The sequence below is a fragment of the Burkholderia crassaminum genome (genome assembly GCF_964265005.1).
Lineage (GTDB): Bacteria > Pseudomonadota > Gammaproteobacteria > Burkholderiales > Burkholderiaceae > Burkholderia.
In genome coordinates, this window is sequence record NZ_OZ183799.1 from 2,839,632 (window position 1) to 2,865,552 (window position 25,921).

A 25,921-nucleotide genomic window follows, 5' to 3' on the forward strand; every position below is an offset into this window, starting at 1 on the left:
TTTCCCAAGGAAACCCATCGTGAAGTCTTCCGGATCGGCGCGTACGGCGCGCCGCAATGCTGCCCTGTCCTCCTCCGACGCCTCGACGGACACCGTCGCCACCGCCGCGAACGGCCGTGCGAAAACGGCAACGAAACCGAAAGACCCGATACGTCAGACCAAACGCACGACGAAGGCCGCCGGCCCGGCCGCCCGCACCGCGGCCCGCACGGCCGGTGCGACGAAGTCCGGCACCCGCACGCGCGACGACAAGGACGGCCCGCTGTTCGACGACATCCGCTTTCTCGGCCGCCTGCTCGGCGACGTCGTGCGCGAGCAGGAAGGCGACACCGTGTTCGACGTCGTCGAGACGATCCGCCAGACCGCGGTCAAGTTCCGCCGCGAGGACGACAGCGAAGCCGCGCAGACGCTCGAGAAGAAGCTGCGCAAACTGACGCCGGAGCAGACGGTGAGCGTCGTGCGCGCGTTCAGCTATTTCTCGCATCTCGCGAACATCGCGGAAGACCGCCACCACAACCGCCGCCGCCGCATCCACGCACTGGCCGGCTCCGCGTCGCAGCCCGGCACGGTCGCGTACGCACTCGAACAACTGAAAACGACCGGCAATGCGTCGAAGCGCCTGCTGCAGCGCTTCTTCGACGATGCGCTGATCGTGCCGGTGCTGACCGCGCACCCGACCGAAGTGCAGCGCAAGAGCATCCTCGACGCGCAGCACGACATCGCGCGCCTGCTCGCCGAGCGCGACCAGGAGCTGACCGGCCGTGAGCGCCAGTACAACGAATCGATGCTGCGTGCACGCGTCACCACGCTGTGGCAGACGCGCATGCTGCGCGACGCGCGCCTGACGGTCGGCGACGAAATCGAGAACGCGCTGTCGTACTACCGCGCGACCTTCCTCGAAGAACTGCCCGCGCTGTACGGCGACATCGAGGCCGCGCTCGCCGAGCACGGCCTGTCCGCGCGCGTCCCCGCGTTCTTCCAGATGGGCAGCTGGATCGGCGGCGACCGCGACGGCAACCCGAACGTGACCGCGCCCACGCTCGACGAAGCGATCAACCGCCAGGCCGCGGTGATCCTCGAGCACTATCTGGAACAGGTGCACAAGCTCGGCGCCGAACTGTCGGTGTCGAACCTGCTCGTCGGTGCGAACGACGCCGTGAAGGCGCTCGCGGCAGCGTCCCCCGACCAGTCGCCGCACCGCGTCGACGAGCCGTATCGTCGCGCGCTGATCGGCATCTACACGCGGCTCGCCGCAAGCGCACGCGTGCGCCTCGGCGAAGGCACGGTGCCCGTGCGCAGCGCGGGCCGCGGCGCGCCGCCCGTGCGCGCGGTGCCGTATGCGGATTCCGAAGCGTTCGTCGCCGACCTGAAGGTGCTGACCGCGTCGCTCGACGAACACCACGGCACGTCGCTCGCCGCGCCGCGCCTCGCGCCGCTCGTGCGCGCGGCCGAAGTGTTCGGCTTCCATCTCGCGAGCATCGACCTGCGCCAGAGCTCCGACATCCACGAAGCCGTGGTCGCCGAACTGTTCGCGCGCGCAGGCGTCGAGGCCGACTACGCGGCGCTCGCCGAGGAAGACAAGCTGCGCGTGCTGCTCGCCGCACTCGCCGATCCGCGTCCGCTGCGCTCGCCGTACATCGAATACTCGGCGCTCGCCCAAAGCGAGCTCGGCGTGTTCGAGAAGGCGCGCGACGTGCGCGCTCAATTCGGCGCTCGCGCGGTGCGCAACTACATCATTTCGCATACGGAAACCGTCAGCGACCTCGTCGAAGTGCTGCTGCTCCAGAAGGAAACGGGCCTGCTCGAAGGCACGCTCGGCGTGCCCGGCGGCAATGTGCGGAACAGCCTGATGGTGATCCCGCTGTTCGAGACGATCCCCGACCTGCGCGACGCATCGCGCATCATGCGCGAATACTTCGCACTGCCGGGCGTCGATGCGCTGATTGCGCACCAGGGCGCCGAGCAGGAAGTGATGCTCGGCTATTCGGACAGCAACAAGGACGGCGGCTTCCTCACGTCGAACTGGGAGCTGTACCGTGCGGAACTCGCGCTCGTCGACCTGTTCCGCGACCGCAAGATCACGCTGCGGCTGTTCCATGGCCGCGGCGGCACGGTCGGCCGCGGCGGCGGCCCGACCTACCAGGCGATCCTGTCGCAGCCGCCGGGCACCGTGAACGGCCAGATCCGCCTGACCGAGCAAGGCGAGGTGATCGCGAGCAAGTTCGCGAACCCGGAGATCGGCCGCCGGAACCTCGAGACGGTCGTCGCCGCGACGCTCGAGGCGACGCTCCTGCCGCAGAACAACGCGCCCGCGCAGCTGCCGGCGTTCGAGGCCGCGATGCAGACGCTGTCCGATTCGGCGATGGCCGCGTACCGCGCGCTCGTCTATGAAACCCCGGGCTTCACCGACTATTTCTTCTCGTCGACGCCGATCACCGAGATCGCCGAGCTGAACATCGGGAGCCGCCCGGCCTCGCGCAAGCTGCAGGATCCGAAGCAGCGCAAGATCGAGGATCTGCGCGCGATTCCGTGGGGCTTCTCGTGGGGCCAGTGCCGGCTGCTGCTGACGGGCTGGTACGGCTTCGGCAGCGCGGTGAGCGCGTATCTCGACGGCGCGCAGGACGACACCGAACGCACGAAGCGCGTCGCGCTGCTGAAGAAGATGAACAAGACCTGGCCGTTCTTCTCGAACCTGCTGTCGAACATGGACATGGTGCTCGCGAAGACCGACCTCGCGGTCGCGTCGCGCTACGCGCAACTGGTCGCCGACCGCAAGCTGCGCAAGCACGTGTTCGAGCGGATTGTCGCGGAATGGGAGCGCACGTCGCAGGCGCTGGCGGAAATCACCGGGCACGAAGGCCGCCTCGCGACCAACCCGCTGCTCGCGCGCTCGATCAAGAACCGCTTCCCGTATCTCGATCCGCTGAACCACCTGCAGGTCGAGCTGATCAAGCGCCACCGCGCGGGTGACACGAACGCGCGGCTACGCCGCGGGATTCACCTGACAATCAACGGGATCGCGGCCGGCCTGCGCAACACGGGCTGATCCGCATGCGGCGCGGCGGGATGCCACGCCGGCCGGCGTCGTGAAAGCCGCGATACGCCACCGTGCACACGGTGTGCGTATCGCGGTTTTTTTCATGCGTGCATGCGTCGACGAAACAGTGCCAGCGCACCGCAAGCTCAGTACGCTCAGTGCGCGTCGATCAGCAGCGCGTCGTGCTCGAACGAACCGTCGGGCTGCACCGCGTAGTAGCCACGCACCTCGTCGGGCGCATGCGCCCACAGCGCGCGAATGCCGGTGACGCTGTCGGCCGGCGTGCGGATGCGCGCGACCCACGTATCGAAATCGATCGGCAGCCGCCAGCGGCTGTGCACGTGCGCGTCGAAGCCGGCCTCGCGGAACATCGCGAGCCATTCGTCCGCGCGGTAGTCGCGCACGTGCGACGCGTCGCGCAGCACTTCTGCGGCCTGCAGGTACGTATCGAGGAGCGGATGGTCGTTGCCGGCGATGTCGATCATCAGCACGCGGCCGCCCGGTTTCAGCACGCGGCGCACTTCGGCGAGCGCCACGCGCATGTCGTGCCAGTGGTGCGCGCTCATCCGGCTCACGACCCAGTCGAACGTCGCTGTATCGAACGGCAGTTTCTCGGCCGGGCCCTGCTGCGTACGGATGTTCGCGAGCCCGCGCTCGTGCGCGGCGGCGTCGACGGTCGCGAGCATCTGCGCGGCGAGATCGTAGGCGACCACGTCGCGCACGTGCGGCGCGACCGCGAAGCTCGCGTGGCCGGCGCCGCAGCCGAGATCGAGCACCGCGGCATCGGGCGTCGCGCGTACCGCGTCGGCGAGCGTCTGCAGATCGGCGCCCGTCGCGTGGACCGTGCTCGTCAGATAGGCGGCGGCGGTGGTGCCGAATGCGTCGGCGACCTGGTCGTGGTGTTTCATCGTTCGCTCCTTTGTGTGTCGACCGCAGTTAGCGCTTTAGCGCTTACTGCGGTCCCATGCCCTGTGCGGTCGACCGCAGTTGGCGCTTTAGCGCTTGCTGCGATCCCATGCCTTGTGCGGTCGACCGCAGTTGGCGCTTCAGCGCTTACTACGGTCCCATGCCTTGTGCAGTCGACTGCCGTTCGCGATTCAGCGCTTACTGCGATCCCATGCCTTGTGCGGTCGACCGCAGTTGGCGCTTCAGCGCTTACTACGGTCCCATGCCTTGTGCGGTCGACTGCCGTTCGCACTTCAGCGCTTGCCGCAATCCCATGCCCTGCGCGATCGACCGCAGTTCGCGCTTCAGCGCTTACTGCGATCCCATGCCTTGTCCAACCAAACCGGTGCGACAGTCGCCCCGGCCCTTGTTCCAGCCCCCTGCAACGCATCTTTCAGGACACCCGCTCCCCTGCCAGCGCTTGAGCCGCTACAATAGGCCTGCGCTTGTACCAGTACAAGTTAAGCAGTTATTCTGGTATTCGATACACCTGTCTGATCGTTGCCGTGTCCCCGCTTCCACTTCGCCGTTTCCGCATGAACCAGCCGTCCTCCGCCCCCGTCCCCGTCCCGCCGCTCGACGCCACGCCCGCCCGTGCGCTCGGCGAATTCATCCGCGCCCACCGCGAGCGGCTGTCGCCGCAGGCCGTCGGCCTGCCGCCCGGCCCGCGCCGCCGCACACCGGGGCTGCGGCGCGAGGAAGTCGCTCAGCTCTGCGGCGTCAGCCCCACCTGGTACACGTGGATCGAACAGGGCCGCCCCGTCTCCGCGTCCGCCGACGCGCTCGCGCGGATCGCCGTCGCGCTGCAACTGTCGAAGGCCGAGCGCGCGTACCTGTTCGAGCTGGCCGCGCAGCGCGACCCGGCCGAGCCCGACGTCGCCGGCGGCGACCTGCCCCCGACACTCGCCGCAACCGTCGCGGCAATCGCGACGCCCGCGTACGTGCTCGACCGGCAATGGAACGCACTCGCATGGAACGCACCGGCCGCCGCGCTCTTTTCCGGCTGGCTCGACGGCGAGCACGACCGCAACCTGTTGCGCTTCACGTTCATGTCGCCGGCCGCGCGCACGCTGATCGTCGACTGGGAAACCCGCGCGCGGCGGCTCGCGGCCGAATTCCGCGCCGATTCGATCCGTCACCTGACCGACGCGCCCACGCGCGCGCTGATCGACGCGCTGACCGCCGGGAGCGATGCGTTCGCGCAGTACTGGGCATCACAGGACGTGTTCGAGCGCGAAGGCGGCCTGCGCGAATTCGACCATCCGGCCGACGGCCGCCTCGTGTACCAGCAGATCACGCTGAAGCCCGCGCACCGCGAAGACCTGAAGCTGGTCGTGCTCGTGCGCGACTGAACGGGCCGGCCCGCGCCGGCCACGGCCGGCGGCCCGCCGCGAACGGCTGCGCGCCGCGGCGGGCAGGCCCGCGAATGTTAGAATCGCGGGATTCCCTCGGCGGCGCACGCCGCCCAACATCCCCTTCGAAGAATCGCCATGACGTCCCAACTGCACAAAAAGGGCGAGGCCTGGTCGGCCCGCTTCTCGGAACCGATGTCGGAGCTGGTCAAGCGCTACACGTCGTCGGTGTTTTTCGACAAGCGTCTCGCGCTCGTCGACATCGCCGGCTCGCTCGCGCACGCGAACATGCTCGCCGCGCAGAAGATCATCAGCGCCGACGACCTGGCCGCGATCGAACGCGGGATGGCGCAGATCAAGGGCGAAATCGAGCGCGGCGAATTCGAATGGCAGCTCGACCTCGAAGACGTCCACCTGAACATCGAGGCGCGTCTGACCGCGCTGATCGGTGACGCCGGCAAGCGCCTGCACACGGGCCGCTCGCGCAACGACCAGGTCGCGACCGACATCCGCCTGTGGCTGCGCGGCGAGATCGACCGCATCGGCGGCCTGCTGAACGACCTGCGCGGCGCGCTGCTCGACCTCGCGGAACAGAACGCCGACACGATCATGCCGGGCTTCACGCACCTGCAGGTCGCGCAGCCCGTCACGTTCGGCCACCACCTGCTCGCGTACGTCGAGATGTTCTCGCGCGACGCGGAACGCATGCGCGACTGCCGCACCCGCGTGAACCGCCTGCCGCTCGGCGCGGCCGCGCTCGCGGGCACGAGCTACCCGATCGACCGCCACGCGGTCGCGAAGACGCTCGGCTTCGACGGTATCTGCGCGAATTCGCTCGACGCGGTGTCGGATCGCGACTTCGCGATCGAATTCACGGCGGCTTCGGCACTCGTGATGACGCACGTGTCGCGCTTCTCCGAAGAGCTCGTGCTGTGGATGAGCCCGCGCGTCGGCTTCATCGACATCGCCGACCGCTTCTGCACCGGCAGCTCGATCATGCCGCAGAAGAAGAACCCGGACGTGCCCGAGCTCGCGCGCGGCAAGACGGGCCGCGTGAACGGCCACCTGATGGCGCTGCTGACGCTGATGAAAGGCCAGCCGCTCGCGTACAACAAGGACAACCAGGAAGACAAGGAACCTCTGTTCGACACGGTCGACACCGTCGCCGACACGCTGCGGATCTTCGCCGAGATGGTGGCCGGCATCACCGTGAAGCCGGACGCGATGCGCGCGGCCGCACTGCAGGGCTTCTCGACCGCCACCGACCTCGCCGACTACCTGGTGAAGCGCGGCCTGCCGTTCCGCGATGCGCACGAAGCCGTCGCGCACGCAGTGAAGATCTGCGACGACCGTGGCATCGACCTGGCCGACCTGACGCTCGACGAGATGAAGCAGGATCTGCCGAACGTCGCGCACCTGATCGGCGAAGACGTGTTCGGCTACCTGACGCTCGAAGGTTCGGTCGCCAGCCGCAATCACCCGGGCGGCACCGCACCCGACCAGGTGCGTGCGGCGGTCAAGGCTGCCCGCGCCGCGCTCGGCCAGTAAGCCCGCTGTTCCGGACGGACGCCATCGGCGTCCGTTTTTCATTCGGGCGGCCGTCGCGCCGCCCATTGCCTGCCCCGCCTCCCGAATGCCGCCGATGACCTTTTCCGCCGCGCTCTTCGACATGGACGGCCTGCTCGTCGATTCCGAGCGGACCATCATGAACACGTGGATCGACGTGTCGAATGCACACGGCGTCACGCTGACCACCACCGACTACCTGCAGATCGTCGGCCGCTCGTTCGCCGAGGGCCAGGTGATCCTGGCGCGGCTGATCGGCAACCCCGATACGTTCGACGCGGTGCGCACCCGCGTGCGCGAGCAACTCGCGGCACCCGAACCGCATCCGAAGTTTCCGCTGAAGCCCGGCGCGTTCGCTCTGCTCGACGCGCTCGCGCAAGCCGGCATTCCGTGCGCGGTCGCGTCGTCGTCCGCGCGCGACGTGATCCGCGCGCGGCTCGACGCGGTCGGCGTGCTGCCGTTCTTCCGCGCGATCGCGGGCGGCGACGAAGTCGCGCGCGGCAAGCCCGACCCGGCCGTCTACCGGCTCGCGGCCGAACGCCTCGGCGTGCCGGCACACGCATGCGTCGCGTTCGAGGACAGCGACTTCGGTGCGCAGTCGGCCGCCGGCGCGGGCGCCTCGGTCGTCACCGTGCCCGATCTGAAAGCACCGACGCCCGAAATCGTCGCGCTGAGCCTGCACGTGCTCGCATCGCTCGACGATGCGCTCGCGCTCGTGCCCTCGTGGTTCGGCGGGCACGATAACGATACGCAACGGCCCGCCTAGATCGCGTGCCATTCAATGCAAAACGGGCACCTTCGGGTGCCCGTTTTGCCTTATCGCCGAACCACCGGCATCGCGATTGCGATTACTTGTTGCCGGCCGTCTCCGACAGCCGCTTCATCGTCGCGATGCGTGCGCCGATCAGGTCGACGCGGCCGTCCTCGCCGACGAGCGGCGCCGTCGCATCGCGGAACCCGACCCACGCGCGCTGCGCGCGTACGAGCGTCGCGGCCGAATGCGCAGGCATCTTGCGGCGCAGCTTCTGGTAATAGCGGTTCAGGTCGAACAGCGCGTGCTCGCACGCGGCGTCCTGTTCACACGGCCGCACGCGGCGCACGGCCGGATCGCGCGGCGCGTTCGCCGGCTTGCCGTTCGGTTTGGCCACACCCTGGGCCGCACTCGCGCCACCCTGCGCGCCGCTCGTGGCCACTACCGGCACGGCGGCGGGCGGCGGTGCATAGCGATCGGCCGCGCCGCGCAGCGCCAGCGCGCGATCGCGCACGGGCTGCAGTTGCAGGTCGGCACTCGACATCGCGTACGACGTGCCGCGCGTGGTGTCGTACACGGCCTTCAGCAGATGCACTTCGTCCTTGCGCCACGTGAGCCAATGGCGCTGGCTGTCCTGCCAGCCGCGCTTCGCGTCGGCCGGCGCATCCTTCAACAGGCGCTGGTACGCGCCGTCCATCACGACCTGCCACTGCTGCTGCGCTTCGCCCATGCACTGGATCTGGCCGGCCGGCGAAGACCGGTCGCGTCGCGCGAGGCATTGCCGCATCGCGACGTCGATCGGGTCGGCCGCCGCGACTTCCGCGTGTGCGACGCCCGACCCTGCCAGCCCCGACGCGCCTGCCGCCCAGACGACGAGCGCGGCCACCGCCGCACGCATCGCCTGGATTCGTCCGTGCGTCGCCATCAGTCGCGCACGCAGTCGACGAAGTACTCGACGCGGCCGTTCACCTCTTCCGCGACGAGGCCGTGGATGTCGGTGTGGAAGCCCGGGAAGCGTTCGTTGAAGTCGCGCGCAAACCGCAGGTAGTTCACGATCGTCTTGTTGAAGCGCTCGCCCGGGATCAGCAGCGGAATGCCCGGCGGGTACGGCGTGAGCAGGATGCTCGTCACGCGGCCTTCGAGTTCGTCGAGCGGCACGCGGTCGATCTTACGGTGCGCGAGCTTCGCGAACGCGTCCGACGGCTTCATCGCCGGTTCCATGTCCGACAGGTACATCTCCGTCGTCAGGCGGGCGATGTCGTTCGCGCGGTACACGTCGTGGATCTGCGCGCACAGGTCGCGCAGGCCGACACGCTCGTAGCGCGGATGCTGCGCGACGAATTCCGGCAGCACGCGCCATAGCGGCTGGTTGTTGTCGTAGTCGTCCTTGAACTGCTGCAGCTCGGTCACCATCGAGTTCCAGCGGCCCTTCGTGATACCGATCGTGAACATGATGAAGAACGAGTACAGGCCGGTCTTCTCGACGATGATCCCGTGCTCGGCCAGGTACTTCGTGACGATCGCGGCCGGAATGCCCGTCTCGCCGAACTCGCCGTCGACGTCGAGCCCCGGCGTGATGATCGTCGCCTTGATCGGGTCGAGCATGTTGAAGCCTTCCGCCAGCGGGCCGAAGCCGTGCCAGTGGTCGTTCGGCTTCAGCATCCAGTCTTCGCGCGAACCGATGCCTTCTTCCGACAGCTCATCCGGGCCCCATACGCTGAAGAACCAATCGTCGCCGTATTCGGCGTCGACCTTGCGCATCGCGCGGCGGAAGTCGATCGCCTCGGCAATCGATTCCTCGACGAGCGCGGTGCCGCCCGGCGGCTCCATCATCGCGGCCGCGACGTCGCACGACGCGATGATCGCGTACTGCGGGCTCGTCGACGTGTGCATCAGGTACGCCTCGTTGAAGCGGTGCTTGTCGAACGTGCGGTTCTCCGAATCCTGCACGACGATCTGCGATGCCTGCGAGATGCCCGCGAGCAGCTTGTGCGTCGAGTGCGTCGCGAACACGAGCGCGCCCGTGCGCGGCCGGCCGTCGCCGATCGCGTGCATGTCGCGATAGAAATCGTGGAAGGTCGCGTGCGGCAGCCACGCTTCGTCGAAGTGCAGCGTGTCGAGCAGGTCGCCCAGCAGATCCTTGATCATCTCGACGTTGTAGACGACGCCGTCGTACGTGCTCTGCGTGATCGTCAGGATGCGCGGCTTCATGTCCGGGTTCTGGCGCATCGCTTCGCGCGCGAACGGGTTCGCCTCGATCTTCTTGCGGATGTTCTCCGGCTTGAATTCGTCGCGCGGGATCGGCCCGATGATGCCGAAGTGGTTGCGCGTCGGCGTGAGGAACACCGGAATCGCGCCCGTCATCGTGATCGCGTGCAGGATCGACTTGTGGCAGTTGCGGTCGACCAGCACGATGTCGCCGGGGGCGACCGTCGCATGCCAGACGATCTTGTTCGACGTCGACGTGCCGTTGGTCACGAAGAACAGGTGGTCGGCGCTGAAGATGCGCGCCGCATTGCGCTCGGACGCCGCGACCGGGCCCGTGTGGTCGAGCAGCTGGCCGAGTTCGTCCACCGCGTTGCAGACGTCCGCGCGCAGCATGTTCTCGCCGAAGAACTGGTGGAACATCTGGCCGAGCGGGTTCTTCAGGAACGCGACGCCGCCCGAGTGGCCCGGGCAGTGCCACGAGTACGAACCTTCGTCCGCGTACTTCACCAGTTCCTTGAAGAACGGCGGCGCGAGCGAGTCGAGATAGACCTTCGCCTCGCGGATGATGTGGCGCGCGACGAACTCCGGCGTGTCCTCGAACATGTGGATGAAGCCGTGCAGCTCGCGCAGGATGTCGTTCGGCAGGTGGCGCGACGTGCGCGTCTCGCCGTACAGGAAGATCGGGATGTCCGCGTTGCGGCGGCGCACTTCGGTGACGAACGCGCGCAGCTCGATGATCGCGGTCGCGAGCTCGGGCAGCTCGCCGTCCGCGCCGGTTTCGCCGAGCATGAGTTCGTCGTCGTCGATCGACAGGATGAAGCACGACGCACGGCTCGATTGCTGCGCGAACGACGTCAGATCACCGTAGCTCGTGAGACCGAGGACTTCGACGCCCTCCTTCTCGATCGCTTCGGCCAACGCCCGGATGCCGGAGCCCGAGATGTTCTCGGAGCGGAAATCTTCGTCGATGATGACGACGGGGAAACGAAACTTCATGGGCGATTCTCCAAAAAGAACGACCGCGGCGCGTCACGCGCAGCGGTCACCCGGAAACTGGTGAGACGTTATGCAACCAGATCAGGTTTTCGGCAGCGTGACACCGCGCTGCCCCTGATACTTGCCGCCGCGATCCGCGTACGACACGTCGCACACTTCGTCGCTCTCGAAGAAGAGCACCTGCGCGACGCCTTCGTTCGCGTAGATCTTCGCGGGCAACGGCGTGGTGTTCGAGAATTCCAGCGTGACGTAGCCTTCCCACTCGGGTTCGAACGGCGTCACGTTGACGATGATCCCGCAGCGCGCATAGGTCGACTTGCCGAGGCAGACGGTCAGCACGGTGCGCGGGATGCGGAAATATTCGACGGTGCGGGCCAGCGCGAACGAGTTCGGCGGGATGATGCACACGTCGCCCTTGAAATCGACAAACGAACCCTCGTCGAAGTTCTTCGGATCGACGATCGTCGAGTTGATGTTCGTGAAGATCTTGAATTCGTCTGCGCAGCGGATGTCGTAGCCGTAGCTCGACGTGCCGTAGCTGACGATCCGGCGGCCGTCCGCGGACTCGCGAACCTGATCGGGCATGAACGGCTCGATCATCTTGTGCTCTTCGGCCATGCGCCGAATCCATTTGTCGGACTTGATACTCATGTCGGCCTCCGCCGGGCCGCCCCAAGGAGGCTGACCGCCCCCTCGGGGGGCAGCGAACAAAGTGAGCGTGGGGGTCGATTCATATCGGGGCGCCAGGAAACGCTGCGTGACGGAAAACGAAAGCCGCCGATACGAGACGGCGGCCGGGAAAGGCGGACATTTTACGCGATCATCGGCCGGCGCACGCGGCGGCCGTCAACGGATCACGCCGCAGGCCAGCGCGGGCCCCGCGCCATGCTGCGGAAATGCGGGATCGCTCGGGTCGCGGTGCACCAGCGCCGCGCGGTTCATCGCCGAGCGCACGCCATCGAGGGCCAGATCGGGTGCGACGATGAAGCCGGCCGCGACGCCGTTCGCGTCCGCATGGATGTTGCCGAGATCGCCGGCGACGCGGGCGCCCGCGCGCAGACGGTCGGCGGCCGGCGCGAACACCTGGCCGGCGCTCGAGCCGTCGCCCGCGTTGCAGTCGCCGCGTTCGTGCACCTGCAGCGCATGATCGCTGTTCGGCGGGAGGCCGGCCAGGTTGTAGGTGACCTGCACACCGTCCGGACGCTCGACGAACGTCACCGCACCGCGCGCCTGCGAGCCGACCGTCGGCTGCAGTTGTGCATCGGCCCGTTTTTCGTGCGACGAGGAAAAGGAGGTACAGCCGGCCAGCAGGCCCAGCGCGGCGGCGGCCAGCAGCGCGCGCTGCGCGCGGCCGGCGCGCACGCCGTGATGTCGTTGTTTCATTCGATCCTCATGCCGGCTGGCGGCCGTTTGACACGACGGCCGCGCCGGGCGGGTAAAGGGACCCGGGAAAAGTCGCCATGATACCGCGCCTCGTGGCGCCGTAAACAGCGGAAGGGCCCGCCCCGCAAGGGTTTTACGTATTTTGAACAACGATCGACGGGAACTTCGACGTCATGTCGCGCGATCGCTCGGCAATCGCCAGCGCGACGCCGCGCGCGATGTCGCGGTAGCGGCGCGCCAGCGCGCCGTCCGGATCGGCCGCCACCGTCGGCGTGCCGCTGTCGGCGCGCTCGCGGATCGCGATGTCGAGCGGCAGGCTGCCGAGCACGTTCACGTCGTAATCCTTCGCCATCCGCTCGGCGCCGCCGGCGCCGAAGATGTGCTCTTCGTGGCCGCAGTTCGAGCAGATGTGGATGCTCATGTTCTCGACGATACCGAGGATCGGAATCCCGACCTTCTCGAACATCTTCAGGCCCTTCTTCGCGTCGAGCAGCGCGATGTCCTGCGGCGTCGTGACGATCACCGCGCCGGTGACGGGCACGCGCTGCGCGAGCGTGAGCTGGATGTCGCCGGTGCCGGGCGGCATGTCGACGATCAGGTAGTCGAGCTCGCGCCAGTTGGTCTGGCGCAGCAACTGCTCGAGCGCGGAGGTCGCCATCGGGCCGCGCCACACCATCGGGTTGTCTTCCTCGATCAGGAAGCCGATCGAGTTCGCCTGCAGCCCGTGGCCGACGAGCGGATTCATCGACTGGTTGTCGGGCGATTCGGGGCGCTGGCCGTGGATGCCAAGCATCGTCGGCAGCGACGGGCCGTAGATGTCGGCGTCGAGGATGCCGACCGACGCGCCTTCGGCGGCGAGCGCGAGCGCGAGGTTCACGGCCGTCGTGCTCTTGCCGACGCCGCCCTTGCCCGACGCGACCGCCACGATGTTCTTCACGTTCGGCAGCAGTTTCACGCCACGCTGCACCGTGTGCGCGACGATTTCCTGCGACACGGCGACGCGCGCATCGCGCACGCCCGGCACGGCCTGGAGCGCCGCGGTGACGCGTGCGCGCACATCGTCGTGCTGGCTGCGCGCGGGATAACCGAGCACCACGTCGAGCGCCACGACGTCGCCGTCGATCGCGACGTTGCGCACGCCCTTGCTCGCCGCATACGGACGGCCGGTATTGGGGTCGACGACGGCCGCCAAAGCGGCGTCGACTTGTGCCCGGTCAATGCTCATTGAAACTCCGTGAAAACGTTTTTCTCGCGCGCAAACGTCAAAAAATATCAAATTACGCTGCGAAAATCGGGAAAAGTGAAAGAATCTGTTGCACGCCATTGCGCGAACGCGCAACCCGGCGCACTCTTCGCGTGCGGCATGCTATGGGGCCAAATCGGCCACCAACCGCCTATATTGTAGAGGCTGACGCGTCGCACTGTCCCAACAGCCACGCTGACGGACAGGGCATGCGGCCGCCTCGGCGGCTGCCGCGAGCGCAGGCCTGCCCGCCTTTATCGGGCGGCCCGCGCGGGGAGCCGTAACTGTTGTCGTCGTTGTCGACTCGTTCAACCAAGAGAGGAATCCAAGATGAACATGAAAATCGCGACCCGCCTGTCCGTCTTCGCATTGGCCGGCGCGCTGCTGGCAGGCTGCGCCACGCAGCAAGGCAACAACACGGCCGTCGGTACCGGCACGGGTGCGGCGCTGGGCGCGGGCATCGGCGCGCTGGCGGGCGGCGGCAAGGGCGCGGCGATCGGCGCGGGCGTCGGCGCACTGGTCGGCGGCGTGACGGGTTACAACTGGCAGGCGATCAAGAACAAGCTTGCGCCGTCGGCAGCCAAGACGGGTACGCAAGTGACCGAGCAGCCGGACGGCTCGCTGAAGCTGAACGTGCCGAGCTCGGTGACGTTCGCGACGAACCAGTACGCGATCACGCCGGCCTTCACGCCGCTGCTGAACGACCTGGCGACGACGCTGAACCAGAACCCGCAAGTGACGGCATCGATCGTCGGCTACACGGACAGCACGGGCTCGGCGCAGCTGAACCAGACGCTGTCGCAGAACCGCGCGCAAAGCGTCGTGAACGCACTGGCACAGCGCGGCGTGAACGGCGGCCGCCTGTCGGCGCAAGGCATGGGTGCGTCGAACCCGATCGCGGACAACGCGTCCGAAGCCGGCCGCGCACAGAACCGCCGCGTCGAGATCTACCTGCGCGCAGCGCAGGCGCAGTAAGCGCACGACGAGGGGAAGGCGCGGGCCCGCCGCCCGCGCAGCGCTGCCGGACAATGCTTCCGGCGGAGCCGGTAACAAATCGAAAATATTTTCGAACTTCTGTCGCGGGCCGTGGTCAGTATTTACGGTACGCGGCTGGTGTTGCCGGCGCGTCACCATTCTCCTCTTGTCGTTGTTGCTCCGGGGCCGTATCCGCCCCGGTTTTTTTTGCCCGCAGAATTCGTGCTGCACCGCAGCACCCCGCCGTCGGGTACGCCGCTTGCGCGGCCCCGCCCGTTCCAGCACCCGGTCAACGGCGCCCGCCCGCGTCGCTGCCGCGCGCCCCTGCTAGAATCGCAATTTCCCGTCGTTTTTCCGCCGTTCCTCTACAGACCCTATGTCCGCATCCGACCTCACTTCCGTGCAGGCTGCGGCGCCGCAAGGTGACCGCCAGATCCTCGTTACGTCCGCACTGCCCTATGCCAACGGGCAGATCCACATCGGCCACATGGTCGAGTACATCCAGACCGACATCTGGGTGCGGACGCTGCGAATGCATGGCCATGAGGTCTACTACATCGGCGCCGACGACACGCACGGCACGCCGATCATGCTGCGCGCGGAGAAGGAAGGCCTGACCCCGAAGCAGCTGATCGACCGCGTGTGGAACGAGCACAAGCGCGACTTCGACAGCTTCGGCGTGTCGTTCGACAACTTCTACTCGACCGATTCGGACGAGAACCGCGTGCTGAGCGAGAAGATCTACCTCGCGCTTCAGGAAGCCGGCTTCATCGCCGAGCGCGAGATCGAGCAGGCATACGATCCCGTCAAGGAAATGTTCCTGCCGGACCGCTTCATCAAGGGCGAGTGCCCGAAGTGCCACGCGAAGGATCAATACGGCGACAACTGCGAGGTGTGCGGCTCGACCTACCTGCCGACCGAACTGCTGAACCCGTATTCGGTCGTGTCGGGCGCGACGCCGGTGCGCAAGACGTCGAAGCACTACTTCTTCCGCCTGTCCGATCCGCGCTGCGAGTCGTTCCTGCGCGAATGGGTGAGCGGCCTCGCGCAGCCCGAAGCGACCAACAAGATGCGCGAATGGCTCGGCGACGCCGGCGAAGCCAAGCTCGCCGACTGGGACATCTCGCGTGACGCGCCGTACTTCGGCTTCGAGATCCCGGGCGCGCCCGGCAAGTATTTCTACGTGTGGCTCGACGCGCCGGTCGGCTACTACGCGAGCTTCAAGAACCTGTGCGAGCGCAACGGCATCGACTTCGATGCATGGATCCGCCCGGGCACGAAGGCCGAGCAGTACCACTTCATCGGCAAGGACATCCTGTACTTCCACACGCTGTTCTGGCCCGCGATGCTCGAGTTCTCGGGCCACCGCACGCCGACCAACGTATTCGCGCACGGCTTCCTGACGGTCGACGGCGCGAAGATGTCGAAGTCGCGCGGCACGTTCATCACCGCGCAGAGCTACATCGACACGGGCCTGAACCCCGAATGGCTGCGCTACTACTTCGCCGCGAAGCTGAACGCGACGATGGAAGACATCGACCTGAACCTCGACGATTTCCAGGCGCGCGTGAACAGCGACCTCGTCGGCAAGTACGTGAACATCGCGAGCCGCGCGGCCGGCTTCCTGATCAAGCGTTTCGACGGCCGCGTGCAGGACAGCGCGATGAACCACCCACTCGTCGCGAAGCTGCGCGATGCGATTCCGCAGATCGCCGCGCACTACGAAGCACGCGAATACAGCCGCGCGCTGCGCCAGACGATGGAGCTCGCGGACGAAGTGAACGCGTACGTCGACGGCGCGAAGCCGTGGGATCTCGCGAAGGATCCAGCCAACGCGGTCGCGTTGCACGAAACCTGCAGCGTGAGCCTCGAGTCCTTCCGCCTGCTGTCGCTCGCGCTGAAGCCGGTGATGCCGCGCGTGGCCGTGGCCGTCGAGTCGTTCTTCGGGATCGCGCCGCTCGCATGGGCCGATGCCGCGAAGCCGCTGTCGTCGGAACAGCCGATCAAGGCGTACCAGCACTTGATGACGCGCGTCGACCCGAAGCAGATCGAGGCGTTGCTCGCCGCGAACCGCGATTCGCTGCAGGCCGAGGCTACCGGTGCGGCCGCCGCTAGCGCCAACGCCGCGAAGGACGCGAAGAACAACGCCAAGGCGAACGCGAAGCAGGCGGTCGTGAACGGCGCCGACGACGCACCCATCTCGATCGACGATTTCGCGAAGATCGACCTGCGCATCGCGAAGATCGTCGCGTGCCAGGCCGTCGAGGGTTCGGACAAGCTGCTGCAGCTCACGCTCGACGTCGGCGAGGAAAAGACCCGCAACGTGTTCTCGGGCATCAAGTCGGCGTACCAGCCCGAGCAGCTCGTCGGCAAGCTGACGGTGATGGTCGCGAACCTCGCGCCGCGCAAGATGAAGTTCGGCCTGTCCGAAGGGATGGTGCTCGCCGCGTCGGCCACCGACGAGAAGGCGGAACCGGGCCTCTACATCCTCGAGCCGCACAGCGGCGCGAAGCCCGGCATGCGCGTGAAGTAAGCCGCACACGCAGCCGCTTGCGTGAAAAAAAGCCCCGCACGATTCGATTCGTGCGGGGCTTTTTTCATCGCGCATCGCGAATAAACGGGGGGTGTCATTCTCGTTCGTTCGACCGGGAACCCGCACGATGCCCCCGGGCGGTTCGGCTATCCTGTGACATTGCGCCTGCCCGTGGCGGCGCACGGCGGACACTGTCGGCCGCAGGCCGTCAACACCGGGTCTGCCCACCGAACGACGACATGAGAACACACCCGATGCCCTTCCGGCCGGCCGGACGCGCGTTACCCATCGCATGAGTGATACCCGCTCGCGGGCAACGATTCCGCTCGTGCCAATTGCCGATGCGGGCAGCGCCGCGCCGCTCATATCGCGCAGCCGCGCATTCGGCATGCTGTCCGACCGCTTTGTGTGGCTCGCGCTGCGCGAGCCGCCCACCGACGATCGCACGCGCTGGCACACGCACACGCTCGGCAAGCGCACGATCCGCTTCGCGCAGCCGCTCACCTTCACCCCCTACGCGGCCGCGCAGCCCTGCTCCGCGCGCTGCCGTTTCTGCTCGGAAACACTTGTCGACGCGACCGCGCATGGCCCGATGGCGGCGAGCCTGCGCCCGCCAACCGACTACTTCGACCGGCTCGGCCGCGCGCTGCGCGCACTGCAAGGCGTGCCGCTGTCGTACTCGCTGTCGGGGCTCGAAAACACCGACGATCCGGCCTGGTTGTTGTCGCTCGCGGCAACGCTTGGTGCTGCCGGGGACGACGGCCCCGATGTCGGCGGCAGCGTGCTGTACACGAACGGCGCGGGCCTCGTCGAGCACGGCGGCCACCTGCTGCCTGCGCTCGCGAATCTCGGGTTGTCGTGGCTCGAATGGTCGCGCCATCACGATCGCGACGACGTGAACCAGTCGATCATGCGTTTTCGCGCCGGTCAGCGCGTGATGCGAGACGCCGCATTCGAGGCCGCGTTCACGGCCGCGCGTGCCCGCTTCCCGGTCAAGCTCGTCTGTATCGTGCAGCGCGGCGGCATCGAAACGCCGACAGACGTGCTGCGCTACCTCGAACGTGCGCGCACGCTCGGCGCCAGCGCGGTGATCTTCCGCGAATTCTCGGTACTGCCCGATACGTACCGGCACAACGCGACGCGGCGCTACATCGACCGCGCGCGCATCGCGATCGATGCACTGCTGCTTGCATGCATCGCGGATCCGGTGTTTTCCGCGCAGTACGAACCGGTTGCGCTGACGGGCGGCTACTACTTCTGGAATGCGCGGTGGGCGCATCGCGACGGTGTCGAAGTCGTGTTCGAGACGTCCGACTACGGTGCAATGCGTGAACACGAGCTGCGCGACGCCGTGTACAAACTCGTCTTCCATCCGAACGGCAATCTGTGTGCCGGCTGGCAACCGATGCGCGACATCCTGTGGAGCGACGATGACTGCCGTGACTAGCTGGTTGCGCCTGACCCGCGAGGCCGCCGACACGGCCCTGCCTGCCGACCTGCGCGCACGGGATTCGTTCGCCGCGCGCGATTGCGGCTGGGTCGAGCAGATGACGCCGTTCATCGGCAGCCACGCGACGCCCGGCGGGTGGATCGTCGACCCGTTCTGCGGCTTCGGCACGACGCTCGTCGCAGCCGCGCACTGCGATGCGCTCGCGCTCGGCGTCGAGATTGACCCGGAGCGCGCGGCGTTCGCACGCGAGCGGCTCGCGCGGGTCGGCGCGACAGCCGCCCGCCATCCGGTGCTCGCCGGCGACCTGTCGCGCGCCGCGACGCAGGCCGCCGCACGCGGAGCAGGCGGCCCGTTCACGCTGTGCCTGACGAACGTGCCGTACTTCGGCTGCGACGCGTTGCCCGGCAAGCCTGCCGACGGGCAGCTGTACGGCGCCGCGAACTACGCGCCTTATCTGGAGCGGATGCGCGACGTGTTCGCGGGCGTGCATGCGCTGCTCGAACCGGGCGGCTGGTGTATCGCGATGGCGCAAAACCTGCGGCTCGGCGGCCGGTTCGTGCCGCTCGCATGGGATGTCGCGCGGCTGCTCGGCGAACGCTTCGTGTTGCACGAGGAGCGCGTGCTGATCTACGAACGCCCGGACGGCCCCGCGCCGCACGGCAACGGGCCGTCCGATCGCACGCATGAATACGCGCTCGTGTGTCGCAAGGCGCCGCTTGCCAGCGATGCCGACGCGGCACACGCACTCGTTGCCGCACTGACACGCGACGGCTTCACGTTCGCCGTGTTCGGCGGTTTCGCACGCCGGCTCGCAACCGGCACGCGCAACATCGATGTCGCCGCGCCGCTGAACGACGTCGACCTCGTCGTGCCGCCCGACGATGCGGACGTGTCGCGACTACTGCAATGGATGGATGCCGGCGGCTTCTCGATCGAATCGTGGAATTCCCGGATCACGCCGCCGGTCGCGGCCGCCGCGTTGCGATACCGCCACTACTTTCGCGCACGGCGGATCGATGCGTACGGCCGGCTGCTGCAAGTCGACGTCACGGTCGCCGATACACACGAGGGATTCGCTATGTACGCGGCAGCGAACCCGGTATGACAACATCTGCCGCGAGTGACACGCGACTGGCGACGCGCCCCCGTCACCGCTGCCCGAACCACCGGTCGAAACGCCGCGTGTAGTTCAGGTCGACGCCCTGGAACGTGCCGCCGTAGGCGGACACCGACCAGAAGCGCGACAGGTTGATCGTCGCCTTGAACGCGTTGCTCGCCGATTGCAGCCCCTGCTCGAAGCCCAGCACGAACCGCTCGTTGATCGCCTTCGACACCAGCACGACCTGCGGATCGGTCAGGCCGACTTCGCTGCGGCCGACCGAGACCTCGTCGAGACCGAAGGTCTGCGCGACGCGCTTGCCGGTCACGCTGCCGAGCAGCCCGAGCGCCGCCGTCATCGCCCCCTGCTGGCCGACGTTGTTGCCCTGGTCGGTGCCGTGCCCGAACAGCAGCCACGACAGCTTTTCGTTGTCCGTGACGTTCGGCTCCGACACGAGCTTGACCGTCAGCGACTGGATCGTGCCCGTCACCTGCACGCCGGCCTCGACCTCCTGGTTGCGTCGCATCGCAAGGATGTTGACGCCCGGGTTCGACACGGGGCCGTTGAACGTGAAGAAGCCGTTCTCGATCGCGAGCTTGCGGCCGAACGACGTGTACGTCGATCCTTCGGTCACGCGCACGTTGCCGACCGCGCGCAGCGGCACGCCCGGTGCACTCATCACGGTGATCGTGCCGCGCAGCCCGAGATCCGCGCCGTGGCCCTTGAAGCGGAAGTCGTTGCCGAGACCGATGTCGATGTTCGCGCGCGGCGCGAGTGACGGCGCCGGCTTGTCCGCGGCCGGCTGCGGCTTCGCGACCGCGGTGCCCGTCGGCGTCTCGCCGCGCACCGTGCCGTCCGGCTGCATGACCACGACATCGTCGGACAGGTGCGGCGCCGACTCCTCGGGCAGGTCGAACAGCGCGCGGTCAACGACGAACTTGCCGTCGATCGACAGCGCGCCGCGCGGCCCGTCGTTCGCGACCGTCGCCTTGCCCGACAACGACAGCTTGCGATCCGGCGCCGCAAACAGCTCGAGCTTGTCCGCGACGATGCTCGCGGTCAGGTCGGGCGCCTCGCCGTCGAGGCGCACGCGGCCGAGCATCCGCAGCGTCCCGTCGCCGCCGTGGAACTCGACCTGCTGGAATTCGACGAGGTTTTCCGCAAGCTTCACGCGCACGATGCCGTCCTTCAGCTGCACACCCTGGTCGATGAGCGTCGCGGACAGGTCGTCGCCCGTCAGCATCCCCGACAGGTTCGGCTTCGTCGGCGTGCCGGCGACCGACAGCTTCAGTGCCGCGCGCCCGCCGAGCAGGTAGCTCGGGCCGAACAGGTTGCCGGTCGTCTTGAGTGCCGGGATGTCGGCGTCGATGCGGCCCGACAGCGCGCCGTCGTCGACGACGCCGAACATGCCGTCGCGCAGCGCGAACGGCACCGTGACATTCGCGTCGAGCGTGCCAACCCGGTTCGCCTTCGCGAGCGCCGTCACGTTGAGCCGGTTGCCGGGCGCAAAGCTCGCGCGCGCGGACAAGTCGGTCAGCCCGAGCGACGCGATGCCGCGCCCGCTCTCGATCGTCACGTCGCCACCGCGGCGCTTCACCTGCACGTAGCCCGTCGCGTTCGCGCCGAGCGAGAAATCCCAGTCGGCGTCGAGCACGACGTCGGTCCGCAGCGGCGGCCGCTGGCCCGTCAGCTCCTGGCGGACTTCGAGGAAGCGTGCAATCGACGCGCCGCTCACGGAACCCGCCGAGCGCATCTGGCCGTGATCGAACACGAACGATTTCAGGTCGATCGCCGCGCCTTCGAGCGTGAGCCGCGTCGCGCCGAGCGTCACGCGGCCGGCGCCGGCCGACACGGTGAGCGGCGCCTGCAGCGCGACGGCCGGCGTGCCGCGGTTCGCGAGACGCGTGACGGTGCCGTCCCAGCGCATCCCGTCGCGGTTCTCGACCACGCCGCCGTTCGCCGCGAGCGTCACGTCGATCACGCGGCCGCCGGCCGTCCCGAGCGCCGACGCGTCGAGCGTGTGCTTCGCGCGCGTGCCGTCGAGGTTCGCGCGCAGCGATTTCAGCTTCAGCGAGCCGAGCGCGATGTCGGTCGCGTCGGCCGTGAACACGAGCGCGCCGTGCGCGCCGTCGCGGATGTCCGCGCGCCCCTGCGCGGCACCGATCCGGTTCGAGCCGACGACGACGTGCTCGGCCTTGTAGGTGGCCGTCACGTTCGGGTGCGCGAAGCTGCCGGTCAGGTCGCCCTGCGCCTGCACGAGCCCTTCCACGCCGAAGCCGAGCCGGTCGAGCTGCGGCGCGTCGACGACGAAGCGCAGCCGGTCGCCGGGCGCACCGAAGCTGCCGCGCAAGTCGACATGATTGCCCGCGATCGACAGGGTCGCGTTGCTCGGCAGGATCCGCGAGCCGGCAAGCTGCACGACGCCGGCGCCGGTCAGCGGCACGCCGTCGTACAGGCTGTCGCCGAGCTTGAAGGTCGCCTTCGTCGACACCTGTGGCGCGAACGCGCCCGACGCCGTCAGCGTGCCCGACACGCGCGTCTCGCCGCGCTTGGCCGGCGCCTTGGCCGCCTTGCCGCCGGCCTTCGGTGCGCTCATCGCGGCGAGCAGCAGTGGATCGAATGCGGTCAGCGTCGCCTTCGCGTCGTAGCTCGAATGCGCATCGTGGCGGAACACCCCCGTCAGGTCGATTCGGCCCTTGTCCGCCGTCACGCGCGCGTCGGTCAGCACGGTCTGCTGCGGCGTCAGCGCAACCTTCGCGCGTGCGCCGAGCGCGAGCTTGGGATCGTTCAGGTTGAAGTCGACGGTCGTCACGTCGCCCGCGAGCGTCACGCCGAGCGGGCCGGCGAGGCGCATCGGCCGCAGCTCGGCGACGAAGGCGTTCAGGTCGAGGTTCGCGACCTTCAGGTCGAAGCGGCCCTTGCCGCCCGCCAGCGTGCCGTTGCCCGTCACGCTGCCGTCGCGGATCAGCTTCAGCGCGAGTGCATCGATCCGCTGCGCGTGCGCGTCGAGATGCACGTTCGCGTGCGCGTCGATCACCGGCAACAGGTGGTCGCCGAGCGTGCCCGGCTTCGCGTTGACGATCGACACCGGCCCCGTCACCGCGAAACCGGTCGCGGGCGCGGCGCCCGCCGGCGCGGTCACGGGCGCGAGTTCGGCGCGCACCGCGAGATCGGCGGCCGGTGCGCCGGGCGCGAGCGCCTGCGGATTCACGTGATCGAACGCGAGCGACGCGCGCGTGAGCGGCACCGCGCCGAACGGCGCGGCCTCGACGTGCGCTCGCCCGTTCAGCTTCATCCCGCTCGCGTCGACTTCGGCGACGAGCGCCTCGAGCGAGCCCGACACGCGAGCGCGCGCATCGACCGGCTCGTCGGACAGCTTGCCCGCATATGTGGCTTCCCCCGTCAGCGCGAACGGCTTCACGCCGTCGAGCTTCGCACGCGCGGTCAGCGCGCCGAACGGCGTATCGACGCCGTCGAGCACGAGTTCATGGTGGCGGCCGTCGCTGCGGCCGTTCAGCGCGAGATGGTCGAGCTGCGTCGTCGAGCCGCCGTCGTGGATCGCCAGGCGATCGACGCGCAGGTCGTCGATCCGCAACTGCAGCGGCAGGCTCAGGTCCTGCGGCGTCGTACTCGGCGTCGACGGCCCCGGCGCGATCCGCACGTCGATGGTGCCGGCGCGAAGATAGGCGATGGACAGCCGCCACGGCGCGCGGGTCAGTGCCCAGCGGCCGTCGAGCCGGTCGATGCGGATTTCGGTGCCGGTACCGTCGGGGCTCGTCCAGGCGAACCCGCGCAACCGCACGCCGGTCGCGAGCGAGCCACCTTCGAGCGTGCCCGCGAGCCGCGTGCCGAGCACCCGCTCCGCCACCTGCCACGCGAGCCGCGTGCCGTGCTCGGTCGTCACTGCGGCCAGCACGAGCCCGACCGCCAGCACGACGAGCAGCACGACCGTCGCGAGCGTCCACGCGACGACACGCCCGATGCGCGCGACGAGCCCGCGACGCGGCGCGCGCGGCGGCGCGTCGGGCGCGCCGTCGGGCGTATCCGGATCGTGAGGCGGCGGCGTGTCGTTCGGGTCCTTCGTCATGCGGTTGGTCGATGAAGCAGTACGTTCAGAAAGCGATACCGAGCGTCAGGTACGGGCGCACGCTATGGTTGCGCAACCCGTACGCGACGTCGACGTTGATCGGGCCGACGGGGCTGCGCCAGCGCGCGCCGATGCCGACACCCGGGTAGAACACGCGCTCGCCCCACGCATCGGTGGCCGTGCCGATGTCGAAGAACGTCGCGGCGCCCCAGTCGCGGTTGAACCAGTGCTGGTATTCGGCGGTGCCCGTCATCAGGTACTTGGTCGGCAGGACGGAGCCGTCGACGCTGTTGCCGATGCTCTGGTAGCCGTAGCCGCGCACCGAGTTCGAGCCGCCCGCGCGGAACAGCAGCGACGCCGGCACGCCGGTCGAGCCGCCGCCCGTGAACACGCCGCCGAGCTCCGCGCGGAACACGAACAGGTCGCGCTTGCCGACCGGCAGGTACTGCTGGCCACGCGCGTAGCCGCGGACGAAGGTCTGGTCGGTCAACACGCCCTTGACCGCGAAGCCGGCCTCCGCGTGGATCAGGTTGCCCGAACGCGGGAACAGCGGATCGTCGACATTGCGGCGCGTCCACGCCCATTGCGGCACCAGCGCGCGGCTCGTGGTCGGCCCTGCGCCGTTCTGGTCGAGCCGGTCCTGGTAAAACATCAGCGAATACGTGTAGTCGATGAACTGGCCCGTGCGCGTGCGCTGCACGCCGACCCGCGCGCTGTAGATGCGCGTATCCGACACGTTGGTGTTCGTGTACGACGCGAGCACGCTGTTGGTCCACCCCTTCTCGCCCGGCGGCATCGACAGCTGGACCTGCCCGTATTGCTGGATCTGGTCGAGCCGGCCCGACACGGTCAGCGGCCACGCGGCGCCGAACGTGTCGAGATACGTGTAGGAGCCCTGCACATGCGGCCCGGTATCGGTGGCAAAGCCGACACCGCCGCGGATGTTGTTGTACGGGAACTCGCTGACCTTCACGTGCACGGGCGTGCGCTCGGGCTTCGCCGTATCGTCGCCGACGTCGATCGCGACGCTCGCGTAGTACGGCGTGTTCTGCAACTGCCGCTGCAATTCGGTGATCCGCTGCACGTCGTAGATCTCGCCTTCCGACAACGGATTGACGTTCGTGACGATCTTTTCCGGATAGCGGCGCACACCGTCGACGTCGACCTTGCCGATCGTGAAGGTCGGGCCGCTGTCGAACGTGACCGCGAGCGTCGCGCGCTGCGTGCGCGGGTCGATGCGCGCCTCCGACGACGCGATCTTCGCGCCGAGATAGCGGCGCGACTGCAGTTGCCTGAGCGCCGCTCCCTTCGCGCCATCCCAGTCGGATTGCGTGAACGGATCGCCCGGCTTCAGCGAAAACGCGAAACGGGTCGCGGCTTCCTGCTTCGGATCCTCGGTGCCGATGGGCCCCTTGAACGTCAGGTCGACGCTCGACACGACGGTCTGCTTGCCCGGATCGACCGCGATGCGCACGTCGCGCTTGCCGTCGCGCGTGCGCACGTCGGTGCGCACGACCGGCGAGAAATAGCCGGCTGTCGCGGTCAGGTCGCGCACCTGCTGCGGCGTGGCCGTCACGAGGAAGTCGAACTGGTCGTCGCTGATGTCGTCGCGCTTCGCGAAGCGCGCGATGTCGAGATGCGTCTTGAGCAGCTTGCGAACCGAGCGCGGCGCGTCGATGTCGACGTCGTACTTCGCGTGGGCCGGCAGCGCGAAGCACGCGGCCAGGCAACCCGCGAGGGTCGCTCGCGCGGCGCGGGCCGCGACGCCGGCGCGATTGCGTTCCACGCGCGGGCCCGCGTCATGTGCCGGATGTGCTTGATGGTTCGACTGCCCCGCCAAATATGACCTCGCCCTCGGTTGTCACGGTTTTGTGGAAAACCCTGTATTTGACCACAGCGTGCCAGCGTCAAAGCTTAATGTTTGTAAACCGCTGCGCGCGCGAGCGTGGCCGCGGCGTCATGCCTGACGGCGCGCTTGCGGGCACCGGCTGCGCGCCGGCCCGCGGATTCGACGCGCGATTGCCGCCGGCTGTTCCCGCGATGCGGTAAAATCCCGCCATCGTGAATCCGGCGCATCGTGCGCCGCCCGAAACGGAAAACCAGCCATGCCGTACCAGTCCGATGTCACGCAGTTCCTGAACCAGCTCAAGCAGCAGAAGCCGACGCTCGAGGAAGAGCAGCGCAAGGGCCGTTCCCTGCTGTGGGACAAGCAGCCGATCGACCTCGACGAGCGCGACGAGCAGCAGGAATCGCGCGTGAAGCAAACGTCGTACGTCTACTACCAGAACTTCTGACG

At 68.1% G+C, this 25,921-nt stretch carries 17 protein-coding genes; 9 read left to right on the plus strand and 8 right to left on the minus strand.

All coding sequences use genetic code 11. The features are described 5' to 3' along the window. Nucleotides 1-19: 19 nt before the first annotated feature. Nucleotides 20-3,046: a phosphoenolpyruvate carboxylase gene (ppc, locus tag ACPTTF_RS13135; protein ID WP_423371401.1), complete on the plus strand. Its 3,027-nt coding sequence runs from the start codon at nt 20-22 to the stop codon at nt 3,044-3,046. 146 nt (nt 3,047-3,192) lie between these two features. Here the strand turns inward: ppc and ACPTTF_RS13140 are convergent, their stop codons facing one another. Continuing rightward, complete coding sequence (locus ACPTTF_RS13140) at nt 3,193-3,945, minus strand: class I SAM-dependent methyltransferase (RefSeq protein ID WP_423371402.1); 753 nt, start codon at nt 3,943-3,945, stop codon at nt 3,193-3,195. A 573-nt stretch (nt 3,946-4,518) separates the two neighbouring features. Here ACPTTF_RS13140 and ACPTTF_RS13145 point away from each other — a divergent pair. The 3 genes from ACPTTF_RS13145 to ACPTTF_RS13155 all read left to right on the plus strand — a co-directional run bounded on the left by ACPTTF_RS13145 (nt 4,519) and on the right by ACPTTF_RS13155 (nt 7,666). Next, complete coding sequence (locus ACPTTF_RS13145) at nt 4,519-5,334, plus strand: helix-turn-helix transcriptional regulator (protein ID WP_423371403.1); 816 nt, start codon at nt 4,519-4,521, stop codon at nt 5,332-5,334. A gap of 138 nt (nt 5,335-5,472) precedes the next feature. Further along, the gene (argH, locus tag ACPTTF_RS13150; RefSeq protein WP_122946021.1) at nt 5,473-6,882 is read left to right on the plus strand and encodes an argininosuccinate lyase; all 1,410 of its coding nucleotides are present in this window, start codon (nt 5,473-5,475) and stop codon (nt 6,880-6,882) included. 94 nt (nt 6,883-6,976) lie between these two features. Next, entirely contained in the window at nt 6,977-7,666 is a 690-nt protein-coding gene (locus ACPTTF_RS13155; RefSeq protein WP_423371404.1) for an HAD family hydrolase, read from the plus strand. Nucleotides 7,667-7,748: 82 nt separating this feature from the next. On the opposite strand, the gene ACPTTF_RS13160 is transcribed toward ACPTTF_RS13155, so the two are convergent. From ACPTTF_RS13160 to apbC, 5 genes are all read right to left on the minus strand, one after another. Then, nucleotides 7,749-8,576, minus strand: a complete 828-nt coding sequence (locus ACPTTF_RS13160; protein ID WP_423371405.1) for a lysozyme inhibitor LprI family protein — start codon at nt 8,574-8,576, stop codon at nt 7,749-7,751. Further along, nucleotides 8,576-10,855 (minus strand): arginine/lysine/ornithine decarboxylase, encoded by a 2,280-nt coding sequence (locus ACPTTF_RS13165; protein WP_166961097.1) that lies wholly within the window; start codon nt 10,853-10,855, stop codon nt 8,576-8,578. The genes ACPTTF_RS13160 and ACPTTF_RS13165 overlap by 1 nt, the downstream gene beginning before the upstream one ends. A gap of 81 nt (nt 10,856-10,936) precedes the next feature. Then, nucleotides 10,937-11,506, minus strand: coding sequence for a dCTP deaminase (gene dcd / locus ACPTTF_RS13170; RefSeq protein WP_047898759.1), 570 nt, complete (start codon nt 11,504-11,506; stop codon nt 10,937-10,939). 195 nt (nt 11,507-11,701) lie between these two features. After that, a complete protein-coding gene (gene sodC, locus ACPTTF_RS13175; RefSeq protein WP_166961101.1) occupies nt 11,702-12,238 on the minus strand; it encodes a superoxide dismutase [Cu-Zn] in 537 nt (178 codons plus the stop codon). Between the two features lie 133 nt (nt 12,239-12,371). Beyond that, the gene (gene apbC, locus ACPTTF_RS13180) at nt 12,372-13,463 is read right to left on the minus strand and encodes an iron-sulfur cluster carrier protein ApbC (RefSeq protein ID WP_166961103.1); all 1,092 of its coding nucleotides are present in this window, start codon (nt 13,461-13,463) and stop codon (nt 12,372-12,374) included. Between the two features lie 348 nt (nt 13,464-13,811). Here apbC and ACPTTF_RS13185 point away from each other — a divergent pair, with 348 nt between their 5' ends. The 4 genes from ACPTTF_RS13185 (at nt 13,812) to ACPTTF_RS13200 (ending at nt 19,544) form a co-directional block, all read left to right on the plus strand. After that, nucleotides 13,812-14,456, plus strand: coding sequence for an OmpA family protein (locus ACPTTF_RS13185; RefSeq protein ID WP_282505762.1), 645 nt, complete (start codon nt 13,812-13,814; stop codon nt 14,454-14,456). A 376-nt stretch (nt 14,457-14,832) separates the two neighbouring features. Next, nucleotides 14,833-16,989, plus strand: a complete 2,157-nt coding sequence (gene metG, locus ACPTTF_RS13190; RefSeq protein WP_423371406.1) for a methionine--tRNA ligase — start codon at nt 14,833-14,835, stop codon at nt 16,987-16,989. A 292-nt stretch (nt 16,990-17,281) separates the two neighbouring features. Further along, nucleotides 17,282-18,436 (plus strand): hypothetical protein, encoded by a 1,155-nt coding sequence (locus tag ACPTTF_RS13195; RefSeq protein ID WP_423371407.1) that lies wholly within the window; start codon nt 17,282-17,284, stop codon nt 18,434-18,436. Further along, nucleotides 18,420-19,544, plus strand: coding sequence for a DNA methyltransferase (locus ACPTTF_RS13200; RefSeq protein WP_423371408.1), 1,125 nt, complete (start codon nt 18,420-18,422; stop codon nt 19,542-19,544). Before ACPTTF_RS13195 ends, ACPTTF_RS13200 begins: the two co-directional genes overlap by 17 nt. Before the next feature lie 43 nt (nt 19,545-19,587). On the opposite strand, the gene ACPTTF_RS13205 is transcribed toward ACPTTF_RS13200, so the two are convergent. Together ACPTTF_RS13205 and ACPTTF_RS13210 are read right to left on the minus strand one after the other, a co-directional pair. Then, nucleotides 19,588-23,625 (minus strand): translocation/assembly module TamB domain-containing protein, encoded by a 4,038-nt coding sequence (locus tag ACPTTF_RS13205; protein ID WP_423371409.1) that lies wholly within the window; start codon nt 23,623-23,625, stop codon nt 19,588-19,590. Between the two features lie 25 nt (nt 23,626-23,650). Continuing rightward, a complete protein-coding gene (locus ACPTTF_RS13210) occupies nt 23,651-25,465 on the minus strand; it encodes an autotransporter assembly complex protein TamA (protein WP_423371410.1) in 1,815 nt (604 codons plus the stop codon). Nucleotides 25,466-25,730: 265 nt separating this feature from the next. On the opposite strand from ACPTTF_RS13210, the gene ACPTTF_RS13215 reads away from it, so the two are divergent. Further along, nucleotides 25,731-25,919: a DUF3460 family protein gene (locus tag ACPTTF_RS13215; protein ID WP_166961124.1), complete on the plus strand. Its 189-nt coding sequence runs from the start codon at nt 25,731-25,733 to the stop codon at nt 25,917-25,919. Nucleotides 25,920-25,921 lie beyond the last annotated feature (2 nt).